This is a genomic window from Scytonema sp. NUACC21, from assembly GCF_054684315.1.
Window position 1 is genome coordinate 17,508 of sequence record NZ_BAAFZH010000102.1, and the last position, 24,097, is coordinate 41,604.

The 24,097-nt window shown below is 42.2% G+C and carries 15 protein-coding genes and 2 pseudogenes; 4 read left to right on the forward strand and 13 right to left on the reverse strand.

Going from position 1 to position 24,097, the window contains the following annotated elements:
- Positions 1–40 precede the first annotated feature (40 nt).
- The 5 genes from ACYRY3_RS33565 to ACYRY3_RS33585 form a co-directional block, all read right to left on the reverse strand.
- Complete coding sequence (locus tag ACYRY3_RS33565; RefSeq protein WP_460205998.1) at positions 41–1,267, reverse strand: glycosyltransferase family 2 protein; 1,227 nt, start codon at positions 1,265–1,267, stop codon at positions 41–43.
- Between the two features lie 108 nt (positions 1,268–1,375).
- Entirely contained in the window at positions 1,376–1,945 is a 570-nt protein-coding gene (locus ACYRY3_RS33570; RefSeq protein WP_460205999.1) for a serine O-acetyltransferase, read from the reverse strand.
- Positions 1,930–4,125 carry a GumC family protein gene (locus ACYRY3_RS33575; protein ID WP_460206000.1) on the reverse strand — a complete coding sequence of 732 codons (2,196 nt, stop codon included), beginning with the start codon at positions 4,123–4,125 and terminating at the stop codon, positions 1,930–1,932. Before ACYRY3_RS33575 ends, ACYRY3_RS33570 begins: the two co-directional genes overlap by 16 nt.
- Positions 4,126–4,473: 348 nt before the next feature.
- On the reverse strand, positions 4,474–4,605 hold the full coding sequence (locus ACYRY3_RS33580; protein ID WP_460206001.1) for a hypothetical protein: 132 nt from the start codon (positions 4,603–4,605) through the stop codon (positions 4,474–4,476).
- Between the two features lie 824 nt (positions 4,606–5,429).
- Positions 5,430–7,208 carry an N-acetylmuramoyl-L-alanine amidase gene (locus tag ACYRY3_RS33585; RefSeq protein WP_460206002.1) on the reverse strand — a complete coding sequence of 593 codons (1,779 nt, stop codon included), beginning with the start codon at positions 7,206–7,208 and terminating at the stop codon, positions 5,430–5,432.
- Positions 7,209–7,358: 150 nt separating this feature from the next.
- Between ACYRY3_RS33585 and ACYRY3_RS33590 the strand changes: the two are divergent.
- Positions 7,359–7,484 (forward strand): annotated as a pseudogene (locus ACYRY3_RS33590) (hypothetical protein); the annotation flags it as partial.
- Here the strand turns inward: ACYRY3_RS33590 and ACYRY3_RS33595 are convergent.
- Genes ACYRY3_RS33595 through ACYRY3_RS33605 form a run of 3 tightly spaced genes read right to left on the reverse strand, consistent with a single transcriptional unit; the run spans position 7,484 to position 13,224 of the window.
- Positions 7,484–8,386, reverse strand: a complete 903-nt coding sequence (locus tag ACYRY3_RS33595) for a pPIWI_RE module domain-containing protein (protein ID WP_460206003.1) — start codon at positions 8,384–8,386, stop codon at positions 7,484–7,486. The pseudogene ACYRY3_RS33590 and the gene ACYRY3_RS33595 sit on opposite strands and share 1 nt — an antisense overlap.
- Positions 8,376–11,918, reverse strand: coding sequence for a pPIWI_RE_Z domain-containing protein (locus ACYRY3_RS33600; RefSeq protein ID WP_460206005.1), 3,543 nt, complete (start codon positions 11,916–11,918; stop codon positions 8,376–8,378). Before ACYRY3_RS33600 ends, ACYRY3_RS33595 begins: the two co-directional genes overlap by 11 nt.
- Positions 11,911–13,224: a restriction endonuclease-related protein gene (locus tag ACYRY3_RS33605; RefSeq protein ID WP_460206006.1), complete on the reverse strand. Its 1,314-nt coding sequence runs from the start codon at positions 13,222–13,224 to the stop codon at positions 11,911–11,913. Before ACYRY3_RS33605 ends, ACYRY3_RS33600 begins: the two co-directional genes overlap by 8 nt.
- Positions 13,225–13,399: 175 nt before the next feature.
- Here ACYRY3_RS33605 and ACYRY3_RS33610 point away from each other — a divergent pair, with 175 nt between their 5' ends.
- Complete coding sequence (locus tag ACYRY3_RS33610) at positions 13,400–13,735, forward strand: type II toxin-antitoxin system RelE/ParE family toxin (RefSeq protein ID WP_460206007.1); 336 nt, start codon at positions 13,400–13,402, stop codon at positions 13,733–13,735.
- Positions 13,728–14,843: a HigA family addiction module antitoxin gene (locus tag ACYRY3_RS33615; RefSeq protein WP_460206008.1), complete on the forward strand. Its 1,116-nt coding sequence runs from the start codon at positions 13,728–13,730 to the stop codon at positions 14,841–14,843. The genes ACYRY3_RS33610 and ACYRY3_RS33615 overlap by 8 nt, the downstream gene beginning before the upstream one ends.
- Before the next feature lie 158 nt (positions 14,844–15,001).
- On the opposite strand, the gene ACYRY3_RS33620 is transcribed toward ACYRY3_RS33615, so the two are convergent.
- On the reverse strand, positions 15,002–16,729 hold the full coding sequence (locus ACYRY3_RS33620) for a hypothetical protein (RefSeq protein WP_460206009.1): 1,728 nt from the start codon (positions 16,727–16,729) through the stop codon (positions 15,002–15,004).
- Positions 16,730–16,934: 205 nt separating this feature from the next.
- Between ACYRY3_RS33620 and ACYRY3_RS33625 the strand changes: the two are divergent.
- Positions 16,935–17,228, forward strand: a pseudogene (locus tag ACYRY3_RS33625) (hypothetical protein); the annotation flags it as partial.
- On the opposite strand, the gene ACYRY3_RS33630 reads toward ACYRY3_RS33625, so the two are convergent.
- The 4 genes from ACYRY3_RS33630 to ACYRY3_RS33645 form a co-directional block, all read right to left on the reverse strand.
- Positions 17,205–17,411 carry a hypothetical protein gene (locus ACYRY3_RS33630; RefSeq protein ID WP_460206010.1) on the reverse strand — a complete coding sequence of 69 codons (207 nt, stop codon included), beginning with the start codon at positions 17,409–17,411 and terminating at the stop codon, positions 17,205–17,207. The pseudogene ACYRY3_RS33625 and the gene ACYRY3_RS33630 sit on opposite strands and share 24 nt — an antisense overlap.
- Positions 17,412–18,076: 665 nt before the next feature.
- Entirely contained in the window at positions 18,077–18,229 is a 153-nt protein-coding gene (locus tag ACYRY3_RS33635; protein WP_460206011.1) for a hypothetical protein, read from the reverse strand.
- Positions 18,201–18,335 (reverse strand): hypothetical protein, encoded by a 135-nt coding sequence (locus ACYRY3_RS33640; protein WP_460206012.1) that lies wholly within the window; start codon positions 18,333–18,335, stop codon positions 18,201–18,203. Before ACYRY3_RS33640 ends, ACYRY3_RS33635 begins: the two co-directional genes overlap by 29 nt.
- Before the next feature lie 689 nt (positions 18,336–19,024).
- Positions 19,025–23,548, reverse strand: coding sequence for an AAA domain-containing protein (locus ACYRY3_RS33645; RefSeq protein ID WP_460206013.1), 4,524 nt, complete (start codon positions 23,546–23,548; stop codon positions 19,025–19,027).
- Positions 23,549–24,097 lie beyond the last annotated feature (549 nt).

Below are 24,097 nucleotides of genomic sequence, written 5' to 3' on the forward strand. Positions count from 1 at the left end.
ATTAAAAATTGAAGTTGTGCAAGCCTCAAAAGCTTTGAAGTTAAGGCTTTGTCAGGTGTACTGTGTCTCTCTCAGTCCGAACCCAGTTGTTTTGGGGTTTAACCAGAAACTTGAAATAAACAGGAATTTTCCAAAGAACGTAAAAAGGAATCGTTAAAAGTTCGCGTAAAGGTAGGTCGTTGCTGGCAAACTTAGCCCAAGCCACAAGAATTGCCATGAGAAAACAAAATCCTGCTGTGGCAACTAGGGTCACTGATGTCCATGATGCCCCTAAAATTGCACACAATAGAGTTATTATCATGAGTGATAACCAAAGAACAACGAGCAGGGATAAAGGTGGCACGCACAAATCTAAAGCGCTTACTAACAAATCAAATCTTCTTTGAGAAACTGCTGCTTTAAGCAGGTGAGGAACATAAGCCTTTATGATTTGTAAATGACCGTGCTCCCAGCGTGTTCTCTGGCTTCTTGCTGCCTGCGCTTGTGGTGGTAGGTATGCTGTTACCGTCGCTTCTGGACAAAACATAGGTTTGTGTCCGGCGATAGTCAAATCCAATCCTAGTTTCATATCTTCAACAATATGACCGCTGGCTAGATTAACAGCGCGAATCACTGACCAAGGGAAAGCCATACCTGTACCGTTTAACAAGCAAGGCATTCTCAAGAAAGCTGACCCACGGGGACGAACTAAATTTCTCACTATGATGGAAAACTGTGAAACAAAGTCTTTTGATGACTTAGAATTTTTAGGTTTTGTCATTAAGTAAATAGACTGTACGGGTCGCTCTGTAGCGATCGCATACCGGGTAAGCTGTTCAATGGCACCTGAATGAACTGTACAATCAGCATCTACTATCACAACTACATCAGGTGGATCTGACTCTAGAAAGCGCAAACCATAGTCCAAGGCATACCCTTTGCCTCTTTGGTGAGAATCTTGACGTTCCAAGACTGTAGCACCTGCGGCACGAGCGATTTCAGCTGTTGTATCGGTGCAATTGTCAGCAATAACAATCAAGCGGTCTTGTTGCTTCAATACTGGGGTCAATTTTTCCAGCGTTGACCCAATCGCCAGTTCTTCATTATGAGCGGGAACCAGTACAGCTACTTTGGCATCCTGCCATCTATCCCCAGTCTGTAAAATGGTAGCTGGGAACAGTGCCGCAGTACATTCAATCAGAAAAAACAAGCAGATACTAAAAAGACCGGATGCACTGACTAGCAAAACAGCATCAGTACACAGAGTCAAGATCTGGCTTCCTGACATAGAATTGCAACCTCAATTAATAACTAAATTAAAAAGTAGTCAGTGGTTAGTGGCTAGTAGTTAGCAGTCATCAAGAACCACTAACCGCTAACCACTAACAAATACAAATCAAACTTTTTTCGTAGCGATAATTTTCGCAGGTATTCCAACTGCTGTTGCTCCTGCAGGAACATCGCACAGAACTACAGCATTAGCACCAATATTCGCGTTATCTCCGATAGTGACATCGCCAAAGATTTTTGCACCAGCACCAACATTGACACGCTTACCCAATTTAGGCGCATCAAAGGGACGCTCTAAGTAACGGTTACCCAACGTCACTCCTTGGCGAATGATACTATCGTCGTCGATAGAGCAGTATCCGTGAACGACTATAGCTCCTTGATGTTCGATTATGACGCGACGACCAAGTTGAACAGTGTATGGAAGTTCAATCCCGTAGCCATTGCGAACCTTTCTATAGAGCATTTTATATAGAATGCTAAAAGGTGCTCGCAAAAGCTTTGGTTTAATCTTCATCCTCCAAACACCAAAACGGTGAACTGCGACGGCTCGGAATCCCGGCTTGGTCCAATCTCTTCCGTGGGCAATCCAGTCTTCTTTAAGAAGTTGCCAAAGACTTAGAGTAGAAGTTTCCCCTCTGTCAATACTTGGCATCACGTTTATTTGTGTACCCATCGTTCAGTCCCCTTTTCAGTTTCTGCAAAACTTTGTTCCGTTCGAGGGTCGGAATAGTAGAAGTAACTGCTAGGTTCATGCTTCACTTTCACAGCGTTAGCAACGATACCTAGAACGTTAGCTTCAGAACGTTCCAGAAGGGACTTAGCAGCTGTAGCACTCTCTAAATCAACAACACCGGGTCTGGTTACCAACAAAACTCCGTCCGTCATTTTTCCTAAAATTGCTGCATCAGCTGTCCCAGCTAGGGGAGGAGTGTCAATCACGATGTAATCGTAATTTTCAGAAAACATCTGAATGAGAGCAGTCATACGTTCTGAATCAATCAAAGCAAGGGGATTAGGAGGTTGAACTCCTGCAGTCAGGACGGATAATTGTTTTGTCACCTCCTGTACAGCTTGTAAAAATTCATCGTGACCGACAATAACGTTACTTAAACCCACTGAGTTGATAAGACCCCACAGATGATGTTGCGTTGGGTGGCGCATATCTGCATCAATCAGCAAAACTCTTCGCTCTGCTTGAGCTAGTACCGCCGCTAAATTGGCAGACACTTCTGATTTTCCCTCACCAGGAACAGAACTGGTCACGACAATGGTGCGAACCTTTCTGTGACTGATGAACTTTAAGTTTGCCTGAAGCATTTGGTACGCTTCATGAATCACTGTACGAGGATAGGTAGCCACAACAATGCGAGGAGAGATTCCTTCACGCATCAAAGTCATGGAAGTCGATGTGGTATTTGATTCAAAATGTGGAATTAACCCCATTAGGGTGTAGCCAAAAAATGCTTCGGTTTCCTGAACTGTTTTTAGCGACCTGTCTACCAAATCCACAAAAAATGCTGCAGCTATACCAAGCAACAAACCACCAAATACACCACCCCCTCCCAATAGCAAGGTTAACTTAGAAAGAGTTGGTCTTTTGGGAACCTCGGCAGGTTGTACGATTCTAGCATTGCCAACGGTTTGCTTTTCAGCTACTTGGATTTCTTGGAGTCTTGATGTCAGATTTTCGTAGTTTTTTTGTGCGAGGTTTAGACGACGCTCCAAATCTCCTTGTGTTTTCTCCAAATTTGGTAGGGCTGTCAGCCTCTGTTTGTATGTCTCTCGGATACGAGACAACGCTTGTGTTTTCTTTTCCAAACCCTGGCGTTGTGTTTCTAACCGAGCATATTCAGTCGCCAAATCTTGTTTGATTTTCCCCATCTGCAACTTTCCAGTGGCGACCTTCTGCTGAGAACCAGAAACCTGACCTATCCGCGCTTGAAGTAAAGAATTGAGAGTTGCTTCCTGATTCTTTAAGTTAGTAATAAATGGATGCTCTTCCGTGTAGCGTGCTCTTTCCGTTGCTAGCTTTGTTTGTACCTTTTGTAATTCTCCCAAGACATCCTGTACGCCAGCCGTTTGATTTAAGGATGTAATATCTACGGCATTTGCCCCAGCCAATTTGAGTTCTTTACTGACTTGTGCTTGTTGAGCAGTCACCTCCGCTAGGGTCGCCTGAGCTTGATTTATTTCTTCCTCTAGCTGGGCAACATTACTAATAGCAGCGCTTGCCTCTTCTGGCAACTGGACAATCTTATTGCGAGCTTTAAACTGGCGCAGTGCTTCTGATGCTCTATCCAATTCTGCCCGAGCATAGGGCAGTTGTTTCTTAATAAATTCTCCGGCAGCAAGAACTTGAGATTGGTTTGTTTGAATGTTATTATCAACGTAGGTTTTCATTACCTGGTTGACAACTTCTGCTGCAAGTTCTGCCTTCTCCGATGTATAATAAACTTTTAAAACATCCGTGCCTACAACTGGTTCTACTTTGATTTCAAGTAATTCTGGCTCGAGAGGTTTCCCATCATCTCCTTTCAACTCTAAGGTATTAATAACTTGTTTCAAAATAGGTTGAGCACCCACAACTACAGCTTGGGTATCTAATGGGTTTCCCTCACGCATTAAGGATTCAAGATGTCCGATCTTCTCTCCTGCTTTTGTCAGCGATGAAGTTCTGTCTGATTGGAATAGAAGTATCCCAGTCGCTTGATACTTCGGCTTTTGTAGAGAAATTCCCACTGCTGATAATCCCAGGGAAGCAACAAGAACTGCGACTATGGTTTGCCAGCGTCGCTTCAAAACTAGCAAGTATTTTTGAATATCTATTTCTTCTTGATAGCCTTTTGTTTCCATACTAAACTAATTTCCTAACTATAGTTCAATGCGAAATTGCAGCCGACATTGAAATAGTAATGCTGATACTTCGGTCTCATAGCATAGGCTATCTTTCAGCAACTTGAAAATAATACTCCAGTAATACCTCTATAGAAAGATGTGATTTTAACTTCATTTTGAATGTTTACCGCTTGCGATCGCTGTTCAACTTCAATTGAACGGGTTTAAGTACCAAATTGTCAGTCTTTACACTCGATTAAACTGTATTTCATTCGCTTCCCTCTTTAGCAATATCTTTTGAGCAACAGCTGCGTGTATTGCCTTGCTAAGGGTGCAAGAAAAATCCTTCAGCTTACTCTTTGTATACTATTGTACCAATATGGCACTGTTTAATATCGCTGCGATCTCCAAACTGCCTTGGGTTGCACTTGCAAGGGCAGCGAATGCAATTTTGCCTGCCATAACATCTACGACTTTCACCAATGTTGGTAAATGCACAGAGAGGTTGCATAATTTTTCAAACCTTTCTATACTTCAACGAACCCGTTTCTCAGTATGACGTCCAGAACTACAAGTACAAACGGTAACGGTTGCAAACCAATTGATGTCTTCAAACACACTTTCAATTTAGTTGCACTTTCAGTTATTTGTAACTTTAAGCTCTAAGCATACTGACTTGTTACTGTTACATATTGTCGAAACTAAATATATCTTTTATCTTTTGCAATTTCAAGTAGAAATATGGAATCTTTTTAAAGAAACTGTAAATTTTATTGATTTAACATTAAAGTAATAAAAGTGATAAAAGTGTGTTTCTTATGCAATACATAAACGGCTACATGACCTGAAACCGTTGTAAATACAAATATTTCTCCTTGTATAATTAATTTCTAGATAACAGAGTTTTTACTTTCAAAAATATATAAAGATTTGATAATTCTCAATATGTAGCAAAAGTGGGAAAAGTGTGTAAAGAATGAATTTTAAGACCAAAAAAATACAATTTTTCCTATTTTCTAACTTATAGCATAATTAGTTAATGGCTTATAAAACCTGACGAATCAACCCATTTAGTACAAAAAGGCTCTCTGTATGAAGGCTAAAGGATGAAACGAACAAGTTTACAGCATTTTTCAGGTAAATGAAGTACAAAGTGAGGAATCATTTCAATGACCGGAAAAAAGTCCCACACCATTAGTCCGGTGATTGCAACAATCCGGTTCTTTTAAATTATGTCAACGGGAAATCGATCTTTTCAGCTATAAAGATCGGCTTTTTATTCCCAATGCGTCACAAATGACTCGACGTCCCAGAACACGAGTTCAACGGACACTTGCAAACCATTCAACAATTCCATCAGCTACTACTTTTGCTAACTTCTTTTGTTCTTGCAAATCCGTAACCCACTCAAATTCATAAGGGTTGCTCATAAAACCTAACTCTAATAACACCGAGGGTGCGCTGGCTGGACGTGTCAGTGCTAAATTATCCCAAAACACACCGTAGGAAGGTCGTCCTAATTTTCTTACTATATAGTTGTGCATGAAAACTGCTAGGTTATGAGCTTGAGGATGGTACCAAAAAGTTCCGACTCCTTGAGTTTTTTCGGCATCGCCTTCATCAGGCAAGGAATTGTAATGTACTGACAGGGCAATAGCTGGTTCTTCTTTATCGATCGCTGTGACACGGTCAACTAATGATACTTCGCGATCGTCCTCCCGTGTCATCACAACTGTCGCCCCTCGCTTTACCAATTCGTCGCGGAGCAATCTAGAGACACTGAGGTTAACATCTTTTTCTAAATAACCAGTTGGTCCTGCGGCACCAGATTCTTTACCTCCATGTCCTGGGTCTAGTAAGATTTTAATACCAGATAACGGATTTCGTTTTTTTACCTCTGTACTGGGAGGATGGCGTAAAGCTAAAATGAGACTTGTACCTTCGTATCTCAACTTGTATCCCCACTGTTGAGCATTTTTAAGATTAAACGTATACTGTACTGCCTCTTGTCCACTCTCTGAAAAGGTAAGTAATTGTTTCCAATCTAATCGAGAAATTAAGGGATCGTCATCCAAACGGATAATATCAGTTTGGGCAGTTGTATTATGAAGAGTAAGAGTCAAAATGCGATCGCCCTGCTCTACGTTCACGGGAACGGGAACTTGCAAAGGGAAAACCATTTCAGTTACACCGGGCAGTTTGCGATATCCAACACTCCGAATCATTGAGCGTGGAGGAATAGCCCCTGTAAGAACACGAGTTTCCTTGCTATTAATCCAAGCACCATAGTTTAATCGCAGCCACTCCCCTTCGCGTCCCGTAACGGTTGCTTGAGTACCCTTTGGTAGAGGCGTAAGTCTGGAATAATCTGTACTGGGTCCAGTGCGTGCTACTCCTGAATCTGCCGTCACCTCAATAACTTCTAACTGTGCAGGTGAGAGGATGGCAATTTTTCCAGGACTCGATTGAGTCATGGTTTTGCCATCTAAAGTCAGTTGAAACTGAGGTTGTCCCATATCAGCAGGTATTGCTACTGTTGTGCAACCAGCATACTTGCTTATTCCTGATTGCATAGAAGCTTGATTTTGTCCTGTTAAGGCTGCAGAATTTGCTGGAAGTTGTGCCACTTGCGGCTGGGGTAAAAGGGAAACAGTTTGATTTCCCAGCTTTACAGAAACATTTGCACCAGGAGGGGCTATGGCGCTAAAACAGATCGGTTCCCCTGGAAGTTTAGCAATATTGACTGCTGGGGTAAGAGAATTTTTAGCAAAAGCTAATCCCTGTGGTATTTCTGGTTGGGTCGAAACCCTTGTTACCTTAATCTGGACTTCCTCTTGCTGATAGCGGATGGTAAAGACATTTTCTCCCAACTGCAAAGGCAAGCTTGGGGCAAAATGACCGGACTTACTACGGTTTATTGGCTTACCATTGATTAAAACTTGTCCCTTCGATGGCGCGGTGCCAATGAAGAAGACTTTGCGAGCGCTTGTCTGGTAGTTTGCTCGCGGATAAACAATCTTCAGGGATTGCTCTTGAGCCAAAGCTACAGATGTAGAGATAACTATGGAAGTTAATATTACTAATCCTAGTACTGATTTCACGTCAAAATAGAATAATAATTTACAAAAAATAGTGGTGAGTGGTGAGTGTTAGTAATAATTCTTACTTACGACTCCCTACTCCCCACTCTCTAATTACTGTGGCACAATGGCGGGATGTATTTTTGGGAGTTGCAAGACATTAAAATTAATATGACTAAATTTGTATTTGTGACTGGTGGTGTAGTTTCCAGTATTGGTAAAGGAATTGTAGCAGCAAGTTTGGGGCGGTTGCTCAAGTCACGGGATTACTCTGTGTCAATTCTCAAGCTAGACCCCTAGCTAATAGCCCTAGACCATCTCGGTTCCCTACCGAATTGCGTCATCATTTGCTTTATCAACAGAGGTATGAAGCAGAATGGTTGCCTTTTGCCATCTAACCACCGACGATTATCCCCAATATAAGCAGTAGCACCTCGGTACGGTAAGCTCTCTAGAGACTCGGTGACCCATCGTCGAATTGAAAGTTGATGGTAAATCATCGGCTCATTGCGCCAAGGGACTGTTTGCAACTTGAAACGGATGACAAACGAGATGTCTGCTGTGCCTAGTTGTTTGTTATTTTTGATAAGTGGAACCTGATTGGGAGGCCATGACATAAGTTCCGCTCCTGGATTGAGGCTGACAACTCGATAAAATGTCAGTTGGTACTGACTGTTTACGCCAAAAGTGACTTCTGGGTTTTTCAGAAATTCAACAGCCAGGAAATCTGGTATCGCTTGAAAGCGAATATCAATGCCGTATTGATTTTTTACTTGAGATCGCAAGGGATAAATTGTTGGCTCCTCCTCCCACTCCCAAGCATCATCATCAAGTTTGTCGAGAATGGGCTCTACCTCATCATCACCCAAGTAATTGCTAAATTCCTCGCGCAGCCAATCTTTGATCAACCCAGGCAAGTCAAAAAGGTCGGCGCGTTCTGTCGCTAACAGCCAAGGTACACTAGGGCGTTGCCAGCCATTACGTTCTGTTTTAATAATGTTTGGAAAGCTGGCAGTTATGATACGGTCGAGGGAGTAGACGGGAACAGAGGGATAACCTCGACCCAGAAGTTTGACACGTTTTTGAGCGAGAGATTTAGCAACTTGCTGCCATGCAGTAGGAACCAGGAGAGAAAAAAGCTTGTATTGCATATCCTCAGTGAGTTCCCAAGCTCCAGGGAGAATATATTTAAAGGTCATAGCGTAATTCCTTTGTTTTTTTGAGTGCTTTGAAGAAAGCGCCGTAGAGCGATCGCGCTAAAGTTTTTTCCCAGGGTTGTTTTCCTTCAGCCTCGATAGCAAGTTGAAGTTCTTTAATAATGCCCACTAAAAGTGAGGTAGCTTCACTGTCGAGTTTGCTTTCAACTGATAGAGGAGCAAACTTGGCATCTAGAAAATGAACAATGCAGGGTACACCACCCCGTACCAAACGCCCGATGATTTGCCAAATACTTACCAACTGAGTCCAGCAAAGTACAGAACGTTCATCGTTAGTCAATTGCTTGAAGGACATTGCCCGACAGTTCAAGTCGAGCATTTTCGCTACCGCATACTGGTAAAATTCATTTTCTACATTTGCCAGCGAGAGAACATTGCTTCGTTTTTGCAGTGGCTTGTAGAGGCTGGATTCTGAAGATTTCTCCAGCGCCCAATTGTTAAGTTGTTGGACAGTCGTTTGCCAATCATCGGGCACTGGCATCGGTCGGCTCAAGAACACGGCTGCTCCAAATGCTGCTATCTGGTGCTCGTTAAGGATGTTATGACCCCGCTCTAGTGCCATCAAAGGAGCGATGACAATTAGAGTGGGGATTTTTCCGACATCCCGAATTTTTCCCCGACGAATACCGCTTAAGTGAGCCGGAGCATTATCTCGGCGCAGGGTGGCAATGTCTTCAAGATGTTCAACGCGGTAGAGGGGTTTTAAAATCGACTCAACCCACTCCGCTTCGTCATAGCTGTTAACAATCAATAGCAAGCGTTGGCGATCGCGCCACCGTTCTGAATCCTTCTGTTCCAGGTTTTTTAACGTCTCAAATAACTGAGTGAGAAAGCTTTTGGCTTGTGAAGCACGATCGCAGATTGCCTTCACCATATCGTCTGCAGCTTTTCTTCTGTTAGCTGGTGGCAGTCCTGATAAGGCGATATACTTTCCAACTGCGTTGCGCTGCGGGCTGAAGAAAAAGTCACTTTCACCAATCCCTGCATTGCCTGCCGTGTTATTATTGTTAGCGGGCTCTAGCAAAATAGTAGGGTTTTCCCGGATATGATAAGCCGGAGTGCCAGGAGCGTAGCTAGTTCCTGAAATTAGTACTGTATGAGGACCATCCCAACCGTCAACAGCAAAGAGATTGGGGAAATTCAGGAGTAAATAGCGACCTACTCCTACATAGCGGAAATACTCTAACTTGCCACCAGATTTGTTACTGCGATCGCGTGTATATCTAAAGCCCAGAATGTTCCCCACTGGCGAAGATGGTACAACCGGGAGGTAGTCGCGGGGTGGGCGGTACACAAGGGCAAGGCTGGTGTCGTGCAGGTCAAGAACACGCGAGCGAGTGAGTGCGTTCAGGTTATCAACTAAGAAACCTAGCCTGTCGTTGAGTACCGTCACGAGAATCGCTAAATGCAGGTGGTGCGTGGCTTCCTCAAACTTAGTTTTATCTGTGAGAGAAATTTCCATTGATTCGAGCCATCTACTTAACCAATCAGCAACCTCAGCCAATGCTCTAAAGTCACTTTCGGAACTCAGTAGGGTAAAGGCAAGGTCGGAAAGTTCTCCTCCTTTGCGGCGATTCAGGGGAGCTTGCAAAAATCCCTCCAGTGTTTGCATGATTTTTTTGCGGCGCTGACGCTCTTCTTCCGGAGGTAAACCAGCCTCAATCCGCTTATGCCTTTCCTTACTGCGTTCCCCACGTGTTAGCTTGGGCGACAGTTCGTTGTCTTCTGTTTCCGGTGTTTCCAGGATGTCACGGATAACATGGGCAAACAACGAACGACCCGTAAAGGGGTTTTGTCCCAACCATTCCACAAGTTTTGGCTGATTGTGGAGCCGAGGGAGAATTAGGTCAGTAGCAATTTGAGCGTAGTCATTGGCTCTCTTTGCCACTGCAACGAGTTCAGCTGCCATGTTGCGGCGGTCAGAATTGTAAATAGCGGTAGCGAATTTGAGTCCTAACTTATTTAATAAAGAGTTTCCAGAAGCATCGACTAAAACTTCATCTGGAGCACAAGCTTCGTCAAACTGCACCTGTACCCTGTCAGCTTCATCAACAAAAAGAAAGTCACATTCGCGGTAAACGGCTTCAGCGAAAGTCAGTTTTTCTGCAAAAACTTGAGAAGGAACGCGAGTATGAATGAAACTGGCTGGGGTTAACACCCACACCAAAGCTTGAGCAATGTCTCGTTCTAGTTGATGACGCGGACACTTATAATATAAGGGACAGGTGTATTTATCTTCAGATTCACCCTCCTCCAAATCTTCCAACTCCTCATCGTCTTCTACATTAGAGTTGCGATTGTCAGTAGTAGTTTGCTTTTGATAAAGGTTGTGACAGGGTTCGTCGCCAAACTCCCACTTATCCTCTGATTGCACAAGAGCTAACAAGGGACAGACGGGACTAAACCAACGCCAAGCTGGATGTGTTGCTCCTTTTTCTATTTCCTCACCCTTGGTAGCCAAAATTGGTTCGTAAACTTTTTCTAGATGTTGGAAGCGGTTGCTGCTTCCGAGTACGGGAGCCGCAGGAATTCCTAATCCATCTCGAAATAGGGAGGCGAGGCGCACTGCGGCGACAACATCATTGACAAGCAATGCACAGCGATATCCCTGTTTGGCGAAGTGGTAAATGAGGATATCAAGCAATGTAGATTTGCCCACGTTCAATAAACCGACAATGTGGACAAGTTTCTCTAGTTCTAATTCAGTATCTGGTTGGGAAGGATGGAAATCATTTGTTGATGAGTCGTATAACCAAATGGTAATTCCTTTAAGGCGGCTATGATAATTTTCTGGTTCGTACCCAGCTTTAGCCAGTTTGCCATCCATTTCCGAGGCATCTTCCCACAACTTTTCTAGAGTAACAGTACAGCTAGGGTTAATAGCCTTGCGCGTGCGGTGAAAGGATATCTGCGGCGCGGGAGCAAGATTCGCAACAGCTTCCGGAATGTTAATGGGAACCTCTACTGGGGTATAAGCTTGATGGGCAATTTTGGCGTACCAATACCCGGAAGTCGCTAGTTTGACTTTTCGTTTTTTATGTGATGGAGTTTTTGAAAGCGTTTGACGATATAGCTCTAAGCGATGGGGGTAAGTGCTAGATGGAATCAATTGTGGGACATCGTTTGTGTCTGCTAGTCTAAATATTTTAATGGTGTTAGGTAACTTAATGTATTCACTCAAAGAACGCTCCCATTGCCTACCTTTGCGACGCACCAGGTAGAAACGGGCTTTTTGTGCAAGTAGCCAATTTTCCTCACATTTAAATGCTTTAACTGGAAAGCGATATCCCAAAAGCAATGCTGATACGGAAGTTGCTCTTTCTTCTGGGGCTACCTCCATCAGTAAAGTCAAACCCAATTCCACCTCAGCAATCAGTTGGGCAAGACGCGCTATTTCTCTCTGCTGTATACTAGCGATCGCATCAGGCAAACTCTCTTCTACATAAGCTTTTAAGTCCTGTGATTTGCCAAGGGCTTCACGCAATGGCTTGCCCCATTGAGAAATGTTACGCATGGTTTTTCTTCTCCAGAATTTTTTTAGCCTGGGACATAATTTCGTCAAAGCTCCTTAATCGCACACCACCTAATTCAGATTCGAGATGTTGGCGCTGCACTCCGATACGCAATGCTTCTGCTCGCTCATTGGGAAAGGCCACAAAGGTTTCAGTTGTATCGAAGCGGTACTCTACCTTTCGCAACCGCTCTTCATCCAGATACGACCAATCCTTAACATCAATCGCCCACCGGGCTTTCTTGCTAAATTCCACGAGTAAGTCAAATTCATCAATCTCCGGCCAAAGAGTAACGCGCACCCCTAGTTTTGTGAGGGCTTCTGCAAGATGAATTTCCCAAAGTCCCGGTAGTGTCCCGTACCGATGCACGCCTGGGGTAACGGCTTTCCACGTTTCTGCTTCCTGTTTGGAAACTGACGGTAATGCTGGAAGATGGTGTTTGGCGCTGAGTTGTTCGCAAGTCATGTTTCGGCAAGTATAAGTCCTACCTGGACGGGAGCGCATTACATATTTGCAGCGCGGGCAGAACTGATAAGCACTGTCACCTGCCAAATCGATTAAATCTACGTAGATTTGCAGCAAAAAATCGCGCAGAGGTCTAAGTTGGGTTGACGACAGTAGGCGACGATATTCGGAGTAGGGGAGGACGGGACGTTCGATAATCAGCTTCCGCAAGGCGCGATATTGTTCTTCTAGCTGGTTTGCCCGACAGTATTGCAGCACATCGTGCAAAACTTTCTCTTGAACCTGCATTTCTACATCAGAACCCGTAACCTGCCACTGGAGGGCAAAGTCGGAAACTAATCCATCTTCTATAAGGGTGACTTCTGACGAAAGGTTTTTAATCTCTGCTGCGGGTTTCCACTCAACGACTGGTTTTTTTGCCCAGTTAAAAAATTCTGGAAGATTCGAGGGAGCAAGTTCATCTCCAGAAAGCAAAGACGTTAAGTACATTCTGGACATCCCGACGCGGAGGGCTTTTGGGATATGCAATTGCTTTTGTGGTTCTCGTTTTTCCCACTCTGCCAAGCCAGTCGCCAGATACCGCAATGTTTCCGTTACGGGTATTTGCGGTTCGGGTTCAACTTCCGGTTCAGGGGTGAGCAAGCGAAGACTGCGGGCTGCATTATCCTCCCATTCCACATCGATACCTCGCATCGTCTGCAACCAGCGTTGAAGCGTTGCTCTTTGACGAGGTTGCATACCTAGTTCAGCACACAGCTCTTCTAGGGTAGGTGCCTGTTTGTGGATGCGAAACCATTCTCGCAGCGCCTCTAAGATTTTGTCTCGATGTCTGGTGACTTTCATCGGTCGCCTTCCTACTCGCGCTTGTTTGACCAATTTTGGCACCCCCTTACTTATGGCGCAAGAATATATTGCAATGTTTCAATAATGTTTCTGATGTTTCCAATTTTATATTATTTTGTTGCTCTGATAATATGTTAACCTTTAGGGTTAACATATTTTTAGAAGCTATGGTATTATGGACATAGTGTTTAAAAACAAGAAACTCGAAAAAGATTGTAATGACCAAAGGCTTCTTGAGAAAAAGTACGGTACAGATAGAGCAAAACGCATTCGGCGACGACTTGATGATTTATATGATGCCAATGTACTTGAGGACATGAGAAATCTTCCAGGACGTTGTCACGAATTGCTTTATGACCGCGCAGGTCAGTTCTCATTGGATTTAGATCATCCCTATCGGCTTATATTCGAGCCTGCAAATGAACCGATTCCTACTAAACCAGATGGTGGTATCGACTGGACTGAAGTGACTGCCGTAAGAATACTCGGCGTGGAGGATACACATGAGTAAAAAAATTCAAAATCAGTACACGCCAAACTATGTTTCTGCTCCAGGGGAGACTCTTCAAGAAGTCCTTGAAGAACGTGGTATGTCCCAAGCAGAACTGGCGGAACGCACAGGTAGACCTAAAAAAACGATTAACGAAATCATTAATGGGAAAGCAGCAATTACCCCGGAAACAGCATTGCAATTTGAGCGGGTTTTAGGAATTCCAGCCAGCTTCTGGAACAACCGCGAACGACGATATCGAGAAGCACAAGCTCGAGCAGAAGAACAAGAGCGCTTAGAAAAGCAACTAGCGTGGCTTGACCAGATCCCCGTTAAAGCCATGATTAAGTTTGGGTGGATTCAGTACTATCAAGACAAAGTTGAGCAACTGCGGGAGGTACTGAATTTTTTTGCCGTCGCCTCCCCTGAACAATGGCAGGGAATCTGGTGCAACACTCATATATACTTTTGTAAATCTCAAGCATTCCAAAGTGACTTTGGTAATGTCACCGCTTGGTTGCGCCAGGGAGAAATTGAAGCAGCTAAGATTCCTTGTGCTATCTACGATAGCAACAAGTTTAGGGAGGCATTGCAACAAATCCGTGCTCTGACTGTGGAACCACCAGAGATTTTCCAACTGAAAATGGTGAAGTTGTGTGCTGAAGCTGGTGTAGCTGTCGTTTTTGTGCCGCAACTTCCCAAGACACGAACTAGTGGAGCCACTCATTGGTTGAATCCTAACAAGGCGCTGATCCAACTCAGCCTGCGTTACAAAACTAATGACTATTTGTGGTTTGCCTTCTTCCACGAAGCAGGTCATATTTTGCTCCACGGTAAGCGCGATTTCTTCCTTGAGGGGAAAGACGTTGAATCTGTCGAGGAAGCACACAAGGAACAAGAAGCAAACAAATTTGCTGAGGACATACTCATCCCCCCTAGTGAGTTGAAGCAATTCTTAGCATCAGGTCAACAACACAGTAAAGCAGGTATTGAGCAGTTTGCTGCTGAAATCAGCATTGCACCAGGAATTGTAGTTGGGAGACTTCAACACGATGGAGTTTTACCGCCCAGTCATTGCAATGATTTGAAACAACGGTTTGAGTGGGTGTTAGACGATCGGGAAAGCTGATTATTCGACAATCAACTCTTAGGGGGTTTGGTTTGATGGCAAGTGAAACGAACTTTGAAAAAATGTCCCGGATGACCTTATTACCCGCTATGCAAACGACACCAACAGCTGCGAGCAAAAAACCAACAAGTGAAGATACTAGTTCAGGTTTTGCCCTCTTAGAAATCTACGGTTCGATAAGAGTCAATTAAATGTTTAAGTCTAGTGGTATTGACAACATTAAGTTGATCCAGCTTTTGGCGAAATGATAACCAGTAGGGTGCCACCGATCCATTAAACTCCATCGATTTTTCAAAAAGCTTACAAAAAATCCCAGGGCAGGAATTGGAACGGTATATCTGATCGTTGCTACAAAATGCGTCTAAAATATATTGCCATTGAGCCGGATTAAGGAATTCTACCACCTTGACAAGTAACCGCGCATTATGACTAGCATCATTAAAAGAGCTAGATTGAATAAATTGATTGACAATGATGTCAACATTTTCTTTCAGAATTGGCTCCAAAAGCTTATCTGGAATTTTATTCCAATAATTGAATTCCTCAAATAATTCATAGAAAGTAGCTTGATTGACCAATTCTTTTACTGTATGGTCAAACAATTCAAGGAGATCGGGATTTAATTTTTCCATTAATTTGTCTTGTGCATTGATTTTAAGCAATTCTCCTAAAGAAGCAGTGGAAATTTTTTCCCTTAAGCAAAGTTCAATGAGGTCAAGAATTGAAGAATCTAAATATTTTGAAATTTTATCAATTAAGGTTTCGATACTAGCAGTTTGAATAGCTTCTTGGAGATGAGGTTGAATAGCAGTACTGAACAACTCATTTGCGCCTTTTCTCATGTCAATTAAATCATTTAAATCAGCTTGAGGTAACGCATCCTGAAGTAGCGGTGTAAGAATATTATCAATAAATTTTTGATCTTTACAAAGTGCTTTAGCTGATAAAAGATGCTTGAGAGGAATGTTCAACTTATTAATAACAATTTCTTTCAAAAAACTTATATGTGAAGATTTAATTAAAATATCGATATTCTGCGCTGAAAGATGTGGAGCCGATTTTGAGCTTCCATCAAAAATATCAAGCTTTTCAATAAATGCCTTCGCCTTCAATTGGCACGGTTCACTAAGATACTCCCAAGCGCTAACGCTGCTTAAATAAGCAATGACTTTATCCCAATTTGCATCCGTTACTTTATTAAGAATGATGTCAGAAAGTCCATCATTCAAAATTTTTCCAGTTTGTTGAGGATACAGTCTTACTATCGCATTAAGTGCAGAAAATTGACGCGCTCGTTCATCGTTTAGACGTTTATCAGTTAATAGACTAATCGTTAAGCCAAGGATAATATCTTTGATTAAGATAAACCGCGCACGAGCTAACAGACTTTTTTGGAAGTATTGAACTGCAAGTTCTACATCAACAGGAAAGTACTCGGATTCGATATCCTGGAAAATACGTTTCGCCGCCGCTCGCCCTTGAACTGGGGGACGCTGTAACAAGTGCATCACAGCACTTCTCAGGTGATAACGGGCAAGTTCTGCGGTTGCTTCAAAAGGTTCTTCTAATGAAGTCATCGACGGGTGAGCACATCGACTTCGATCCTCAAATAACCGTTGAATATCCGACTTCTCAATCGGAGAAATGAGTTCAAATTTAGTGAGTGCCCAATCGGGAATACTAGACTCGAATTGCCATAATTCCTTAACTTTTGCTTCTGAACTAATCTTTTCAAAGTTCTTTAGAAGATTGGCTGCTTCTCCATTCCCAAGAATATCGAGTTCTCTCAATTTATGGAGGAAATCAAAGACCACTGCATTCCAAGTTGCTACTATACAAGAACGAAAGGCACCTGCTCGATAACAGGCAACGGCTTCTTGAATCAATTGTTTTGCCCGCTTATCCCGACACCGAACCATCAATTCATCCAGGTCAATGAAGGTCTCTTGCATAAACACCATATTCCTCATGAGATATTACATATACCAGGATAGTCTAATCGTTAATATGCACCGAGTGTAGTTCATCCTTCCAAATGTGTAATAAGAATTTTTATCACAGAAACTATACCCTTAACTCGGTTTTAGGTGCGTAAAATTGTTGTACACCTTGCAGAAAAACTTATTAATCGCTCAAAATCCAGAAGAAGAGGATAGAGAATTGGTTATGAGATTAGCACTACTGTATCAGCAGGATAGGTAACTAGCTATCCTGCAAGGAAGAAGGCAAGTTGTGGAAAACTTACTAAGAGTTCGTTTTGGTTCATTAGATAATGAGCTTCAAGCAATTCTTGAACCATTGTTAGCTTTACCAGCAGAAGAATTTACTCCATTACTGATGCAGATGCCACGATGCCCAAATTCAATAGATTTTGTAGTTTGTTAGAATTGAGTACCATCCTGTACTATATTCTCTTTCTTTGTGCTCAAAATTCTCACTTGGCATAACATAAACTGCTTCGTAATTCCAAGTTTGTGCATTGTAAACTATTAATAAGTCAGTGGCTCCTTTGTCTTGTCCTTCCGCAATCCAAAGAGCGATTGGAAGGCTTTCTTGGTTTGTTTGCATAAAGTTTTTAGTAGAATTTGAACTGGTGTAAATATAGTCTTAAAATTATTACTCATCCTTTAACAAAAAAACCTTTGCTCTTAACATTATTTCATAATTTTGCCTGAATTTTGACTTGACTTTTGTGACGCTCCCCATAGCAACGGTTGGTAAATAGTTATGCTGTAATAATTTAAAAACGGTATAACCTTGGCATCGTACTATTCCATCTCACACTTAACGTGAGCGCCATGACCTCATGCCAATAAATAACTGTTCAAACCTTTGACAAAATTGTTGCTCTTGGTTTCTTCAACTGGAATCTTTGTAACGGACTACACTTGTGATTACACAGCCTTTAAGCGATCGCGAGCGCACCTTAAAACCCAATACGGTTCAGTTAAGGTTAATGTGTAAAAAGTTACGTTTTTAGAGACTAGAGCGCCGATACAGTAGTCAAGCAGGGGAGCACAAGATACATTTTTTCTCTGCGGTAACCTTTGATATGTCGTGAATGTAGAGACGAGCCGTGGCGCGTCTCTACAAAAAATTAGGCTGTTTATGATTTCTGTACCGATGCTCTAGCCATACTTAGTCTCTACGTTGTGTTACCGACAGGGATTTTGGTGTTATCTGAACCGTATTGCCTTAAAACCAACAAGAAGGATAAAAGAAGCAGTCAAGCATTAGGTAGTTTTCTGCCTCAACACATCCTCATTAAAAGCAAGAGAAATTCCGTATAGCACTGGCATTGTATGTCCTAACTGCAATCCCAATACAATCCACTCTTCCAAAGAATCTTTCAATTCTTCAAAGGCAGGCGTCAAGTGTGGGAGCATTGGCGTATAATCCTTGCAGTTTAGGCACTTCTCCATAACAAGTGCCATAGTCTAACATTTCATAATTAGCACGCTTCAAGGCTGCTTCAATATACTCTGTCAGCATTTTTTATCCTGGCTGATTTTTGCTTTATTACTTTATTTTAAGAAAAGTTGTGTTTAGTTAGAACAATTTTCCCTAGGCTAAGCGTTTGAGGAAACCTAGAGATCATTTATAAAGTAAATCTTAAATCACCAAATGTATTGTATAGAACGAAACCCAACAAACGATCTGACTTTTCACTTCATGTGGACTAGTAGTCTGTCGCAAAAGTTTTGATAGGTTCGTAGTTGCGCTGTCTTCGCCATAAAAAACAAATACGACTCAGACCAACCCCGCAAAATTAATGCGATAAACCACTAGTGGTTTATCGCATTAATTTTGATGGGTGATTAAAAAACCGCGATAGCGAAGCGTGCGCGCTAGCGCATAGACGCAAAGAGCACGAAGGAAGAGGAAAAAAAGATGAGTTTGAATGTTGTTTTACCTATCAAAACTTTTGCGATAGACCACTAGTCCACAAAAAATCTAAATTTCAAACCCAAAATTCAAAGTCTCTCTCCTTATAGGAGAGAGATTTAGAGAGAGGTTTTCCAGATCGCGTTAAACGTAAGAACAAATGACCGATTGTGTTGGGTTTCGCTGCCGCTCAACCCAACCTACAATTCATCTTAACTTACCTTAGCGATCGCCCTTCAGCACGACAAAGATGGTGTACTTAATACCACCAGTACCAAAGCTGCCAAGATATGCGCTCATTTACTTAAAGATAGAATATCTGAAACGTCAACAAATCCTCCATAACGGCGCACTACTTTAGAAACTTCCTGATACATATTTCCGACCTGACCAACTTTCTGAGTGAATAAATCATGACACCCAACAATAACAAGCAATTCTTGGGCGCGGGAAAATGCAACATTAACTCTTTCTGGTTCCTTAGCAAATCCAATATCTTTTCTGCTATTGTTACAGACAGTGCTTACAATTATGACAGGTCGCTCCATTCCTTGGAAGATATCTACAGTGCCAGTACGAATATTTAAAGATGGAAATTTACCTGTTTCAATTCTATCTTTGAGCAATCTGAATTGAGCGCCATAGAAAGTAATAATTCCCACTTCTTTTGGAGGCTGACCAGCAGCGACCTTGGAAGACCATGCGTTTTCCATTTGTTCGCAAAGCTTTTCAATAATATCAACTTCTTTTGGGTTAACCCGAGAAGTTCCCTCTCTTTGTTCTGCAAAACCCTGTTCAACGGGTGTTTTTATCCACACAATATGGTGGTTATCTTGAATCACCCGACCTGCTAGATGATGGGCGCGTTTTATATCAGGTTCTAAAATACCGCAAGTTAATCGATGCTGATAAAACTGATTGATGGCTCCCATAATTTGCGGATGCATGCGATACTGAATCGCGAGCATTCTCTTGATGGTTGGATGGGCAGATTCAAATTGAGTTTTGAACAGAGATTCTTTAATAAAGCTGAGTTCATCCTTAGTCATGTTCAGTTCCTCAGCAATATCTTCTATTGTCTCTTCCTGTAGCAAAGGCGGTAGCTGGCGGTGGTCACCTACCAAGACTATTTTTTTCCCTTTTAAAGCAGGAATTAACAATTCTGGGGGAGTGCATTTACTCACTTCATCAACAATCACAACATCGAAGCTGGGAAATTCTTTAGAAAAATCTCCTCTGGCTGCTTGTACGCAAGTGATACCAATAACATTAGCGTTATCTATATAAATCTGCTTCAATTCGTTTCGGTCTTGTGGGGAAGGATTGCGAAGTTTGCCAATCCAATCTTGCACATAATTTTGATAGCGATTGAGGTAAGTTTTTTCTTGTTCCAACTCTCTTTGCCATGAGTCGAATTGTGCTTTCAATTGCTGTAAGAATTTTAAGGTAAACAAACCTGTTGCTGGAATCTCAGGTTTAAATTTTTTGGGTAAGGTTTGCCATACTTGCTCCCACCACTTACGTTGGTTTATTAAATCTTCTGGTATTTGCAGTTGGGCTTGTCTCTCTAGTTCACTAAGTTTTATTTGAGATTGCTCTAGCTGGAGTCTTGCTTCTTCATTGTCTGCTTCTAACTTAGCAACTTGCTCATCCAAAGAGGTTTTGATAAGCCTTAGGATAGCAAAAGGATCTAAGGAAGAAATCAGAGTTTCGAGTTCTTTGGTAGAAGCCTCCCAAATTTCTACGTGTGTTAAAAATTGTTTTGAACTTTGCCAAATAGATGATTGGTTGGCAAGATAATGTTGGGTGAGCGTTTGTAGTTCTTCAGGTATATTTTGCTGTTGGTTTAGTTTTTGCAAAAGCTCGATCGCTTGGTTGAGTTTTAAATGACACTCTTGTTGAGTGATTTCTAGCTGATGTTGTGTGGCGGATATTTGCTGTTGTTGGGCTGCGATCGCTGTCTGACTTTCTTTTAACTGTTGTTGCCAATATAAAAGCTGTTGCTCTGTTTCTGGCTTGACTGATAAAACACATCTACGAGCATTTGCCAAGATATTTTCCAGAAGTTCTCTTGCAATAGAGTTAAGTGTAGATTCGATATTCTTCGGTTCCCATGATGCCCCATAAATCTGTTCCATTTGAGTAATAAACGGCTGTGTATGGTCAATTAAAACACCCCGTTGGTTTGGAGAAAGTTGGCTGTAGTTTCTATATTTTTGTACAAATTCCTGCCACTGTTGGTGATAATTTGTTGACAAAACCATTGGAGTTTGATTGAGGCTTTGGAACAAAAATTCACTAAATCGGTACTGTTTGCCACGGCGATCGGTAAAACCACCTTCTATCTCATAAGACAATGCATTTTTCAATTGCACCCAATTTGGGAGATGGTCTATTTTGTTAATTTTGTAATGTACGGGAACAAGTGGTAAGCTTAAAGTTCGAGCAATGATCCACAATCCTGCTGGTAATTGAAACATCTCATCAGTCAAGAGCGTACCTGTCCGCCGACAATTATCCACCAGTCGATACAACCGGGCATGGGCAGTGGATTTCCATTCTTTAACTGCATTAATAACAAACTCAAGCTCGCTTTTGCGACTTTCCAAACTCTTAATTCTTGTCTCTATTGTTCGTTGGTTTGTCAAGCTTTGCTGATAGTCTTTTTGTAACCGATCGAGAGAATTGGAATGTTGCTGAAAAAGCTGTACGAACTCACCCAATTCCGACATGACTTGTGCTGCATCCCGAGCATCACTAGAAATTTTTCTAAACTCATAGACGACTTTTCCCACAGTTTCTTGCAACCAAACTGCTAATCCAAAAGCACCGCGATTTGGACGAACAAAACCCAGTTCAGCAGCTTTGGTAAGGGCTGTACGTACATTGGCAATAAAGTTTTCTACGTTTTGATTTCCACTGGTGTAGGGCTTCAGAAGTGGCAGAAAATTTATGACTTCTGGGCTATCCCAATTTATATCTGGTGCATTTTTAAGCAAATTTTCCAAACCGACTTTTAGAGGTTGAACTTCACTTTTGGTAGTTAAAGTTTGCCGATAAATTATTTCGTAGTTTTTACAGTTTTCCTCTAAAGCTCCTTTTTCTGCTTGTAATTCCTTTTGTGTCTCCTGAAATTCTTTCTCTGCTTGCAGGTATGTCGCAAATGTCTGAGATGGGTTTAAAAGTTTTTGAAAAAGTTTTACATTTTCTTGCCGTTTTGAGAGATTTTTCTCACAGTCGTCCGCCGTATTTTGCAGCCAAGTTCCAATCACGTTATCTTCCAAAAATGGCTGTCCTTCTTCCTGCACTTTTTCGGCTTTTCCCTTCCGCAAAGCACGAATCACGGGGCTGTGAACTAATCGACTCAAAGCATTATCTACAGCTAAATTGGCTTGCGAGGTGATGAGGGTTTTTCCACCCCGCAAGGCTACTTGATAGCAAATTTCGGCAATGACTGTTGTTTTACCAGTACCGGGGGGTCCTTGAATCAAAACCATATCGGGGGAAGAAAGTACGGCTTCGACAGCAGCTATCTGATCGGGATTGGCATCCCGTTTTAATAAGTCTTGGGGTTGTAGTTGAACATATTTTGATGGGAGTTTGGCACGGGAAGCATCAAATAAGAATCGGCTTAAAGAGGGATTGTACGATCGCCCTTGTCGCAAGTTTTCTAATGCTTTTTTCTTTTGATTGATTTGGTGAATATCACCAGCAGCTTCAAAATACAAAAATCCTTTAGGAGGGAGTTTGTAGCCTCCCCGCGCCATTCGCTCGAAGATGTCAGAATCCAATCTTATACGAATTTTATTGTCTTCAGGGTTGATTTCTGTAATAGTGCCCAATTTTTCCCCGTCTCTTTTACTGCTATATTGGGGAGAAGACTCAAACAACATAACATCTTCATTTCGTGCTTTTCTTGCACGCTGCCAAAAGTCATCTTCGTTCAGCTTATTGATAGACACACCATCAAGGGTTGCTGAATTTGCATCAATTTCAAAGCTAACTCGTCTGGTATCTGCTCCATAGTTATGGCTGTTAAAAGATACGCAAAATTGCCGTAATTTTGCTATCCTTTCTTCTATATCTAAATATGTGTTCCAAACTTGTAGCTGTTGTTGTGTCGGTATTACCCTTTCCCCAACAAAGCCATTTGAGTTGTCACCTTTTCTTACATAAATAGTGTCTAAATTTGTTGGCTGATTTGCTTTAATAACAGCGGAAATCTGCACAACCCGTTTGCCCTCTTCTGCTTCAAAGGACAGGGAAGCTGATAAAATTGTCCCCGCAGGAATATCTTGTGCGTTGAGTCTTAGGCGTAAGTTTTGTACTCCAGGACAGAGGTGAAAATCTTGCACTTGCAGCCAGCTAACATCAGATACAACTTGACAAAATGCACCTATTTCTACTCTCCAAAAACGTTCTACCTGGCGATCGCTTTCTATCTCTCCAAAATCCAAAACGGCGGGAATATCCCAAGTCGCACTTTCCCATGTTACATTTGGTGCAATTCCCGTTAACTTCACATACTGACAAATTGGGGCATTTTCTTTTGAGGCAGAAAGAACTATTTCTCCCCTGTCACCGCCAACAGTTCGAGCGAGAGCCAAATTTACCAGTCGCACCCCAGGAACTGTGACAACCAATGCTGGCTCATCCACTGCAAAAATGATTGTCTGCGGACCCATACCGCGAATGGTAATTGACCGCTCAATGGTAAATGGTCCTTTGTATTCCCCAGCCCTCAAGCTGATTTCCGCACCATCACGGACAATTTGTAGTAATTCAAAAAAGTTTTCAGGTTCAGCTTGAAATGATGGCATCGTGACCTCAGGAAGTTGGAAGTTAAGCGAGTCGGCTTAAATAATTGTGACTAGTTCGTAGTTGCGCTTTAGCGCTTTAGCGTTACTAACGGATATAAAAATTTACATATCGTTACATTTTTTTGTTTTCTCTTGCCAACTTACATATATCATCCGAGTATTTTTCCTGTTGTCGAAGCTATAGATATAGCAGATTCTTGAACGGCAAACAATCTTTGGAACACAACTTATACTTCTAATTCCTAGCCAGAATCCCCCAACTTCTAGTTGGGGGTGTGGCTCAAGTCATTGAGTTTCACCAGAAGCGAGCGAGCACTAAAAAACCCCTTAGCAGGGGTTAAAGGTTTCATTTAGCTGTATGCGGTAGATTCTCAAGTCTGTCCGCTTTCCTGCTAATCCTGAATGTTAATTTCTTTTAAACATAAAATATAGAGAATAATTTCCAAGTAGACCCGTCCTAAAATTCGCAAGTCAGTCTGAGCAAGGCTTTGAAACCAACTCTTGCAGATTTTCTGGAAACGTAAGAATGAGGGCTTAATACAGTTGCTG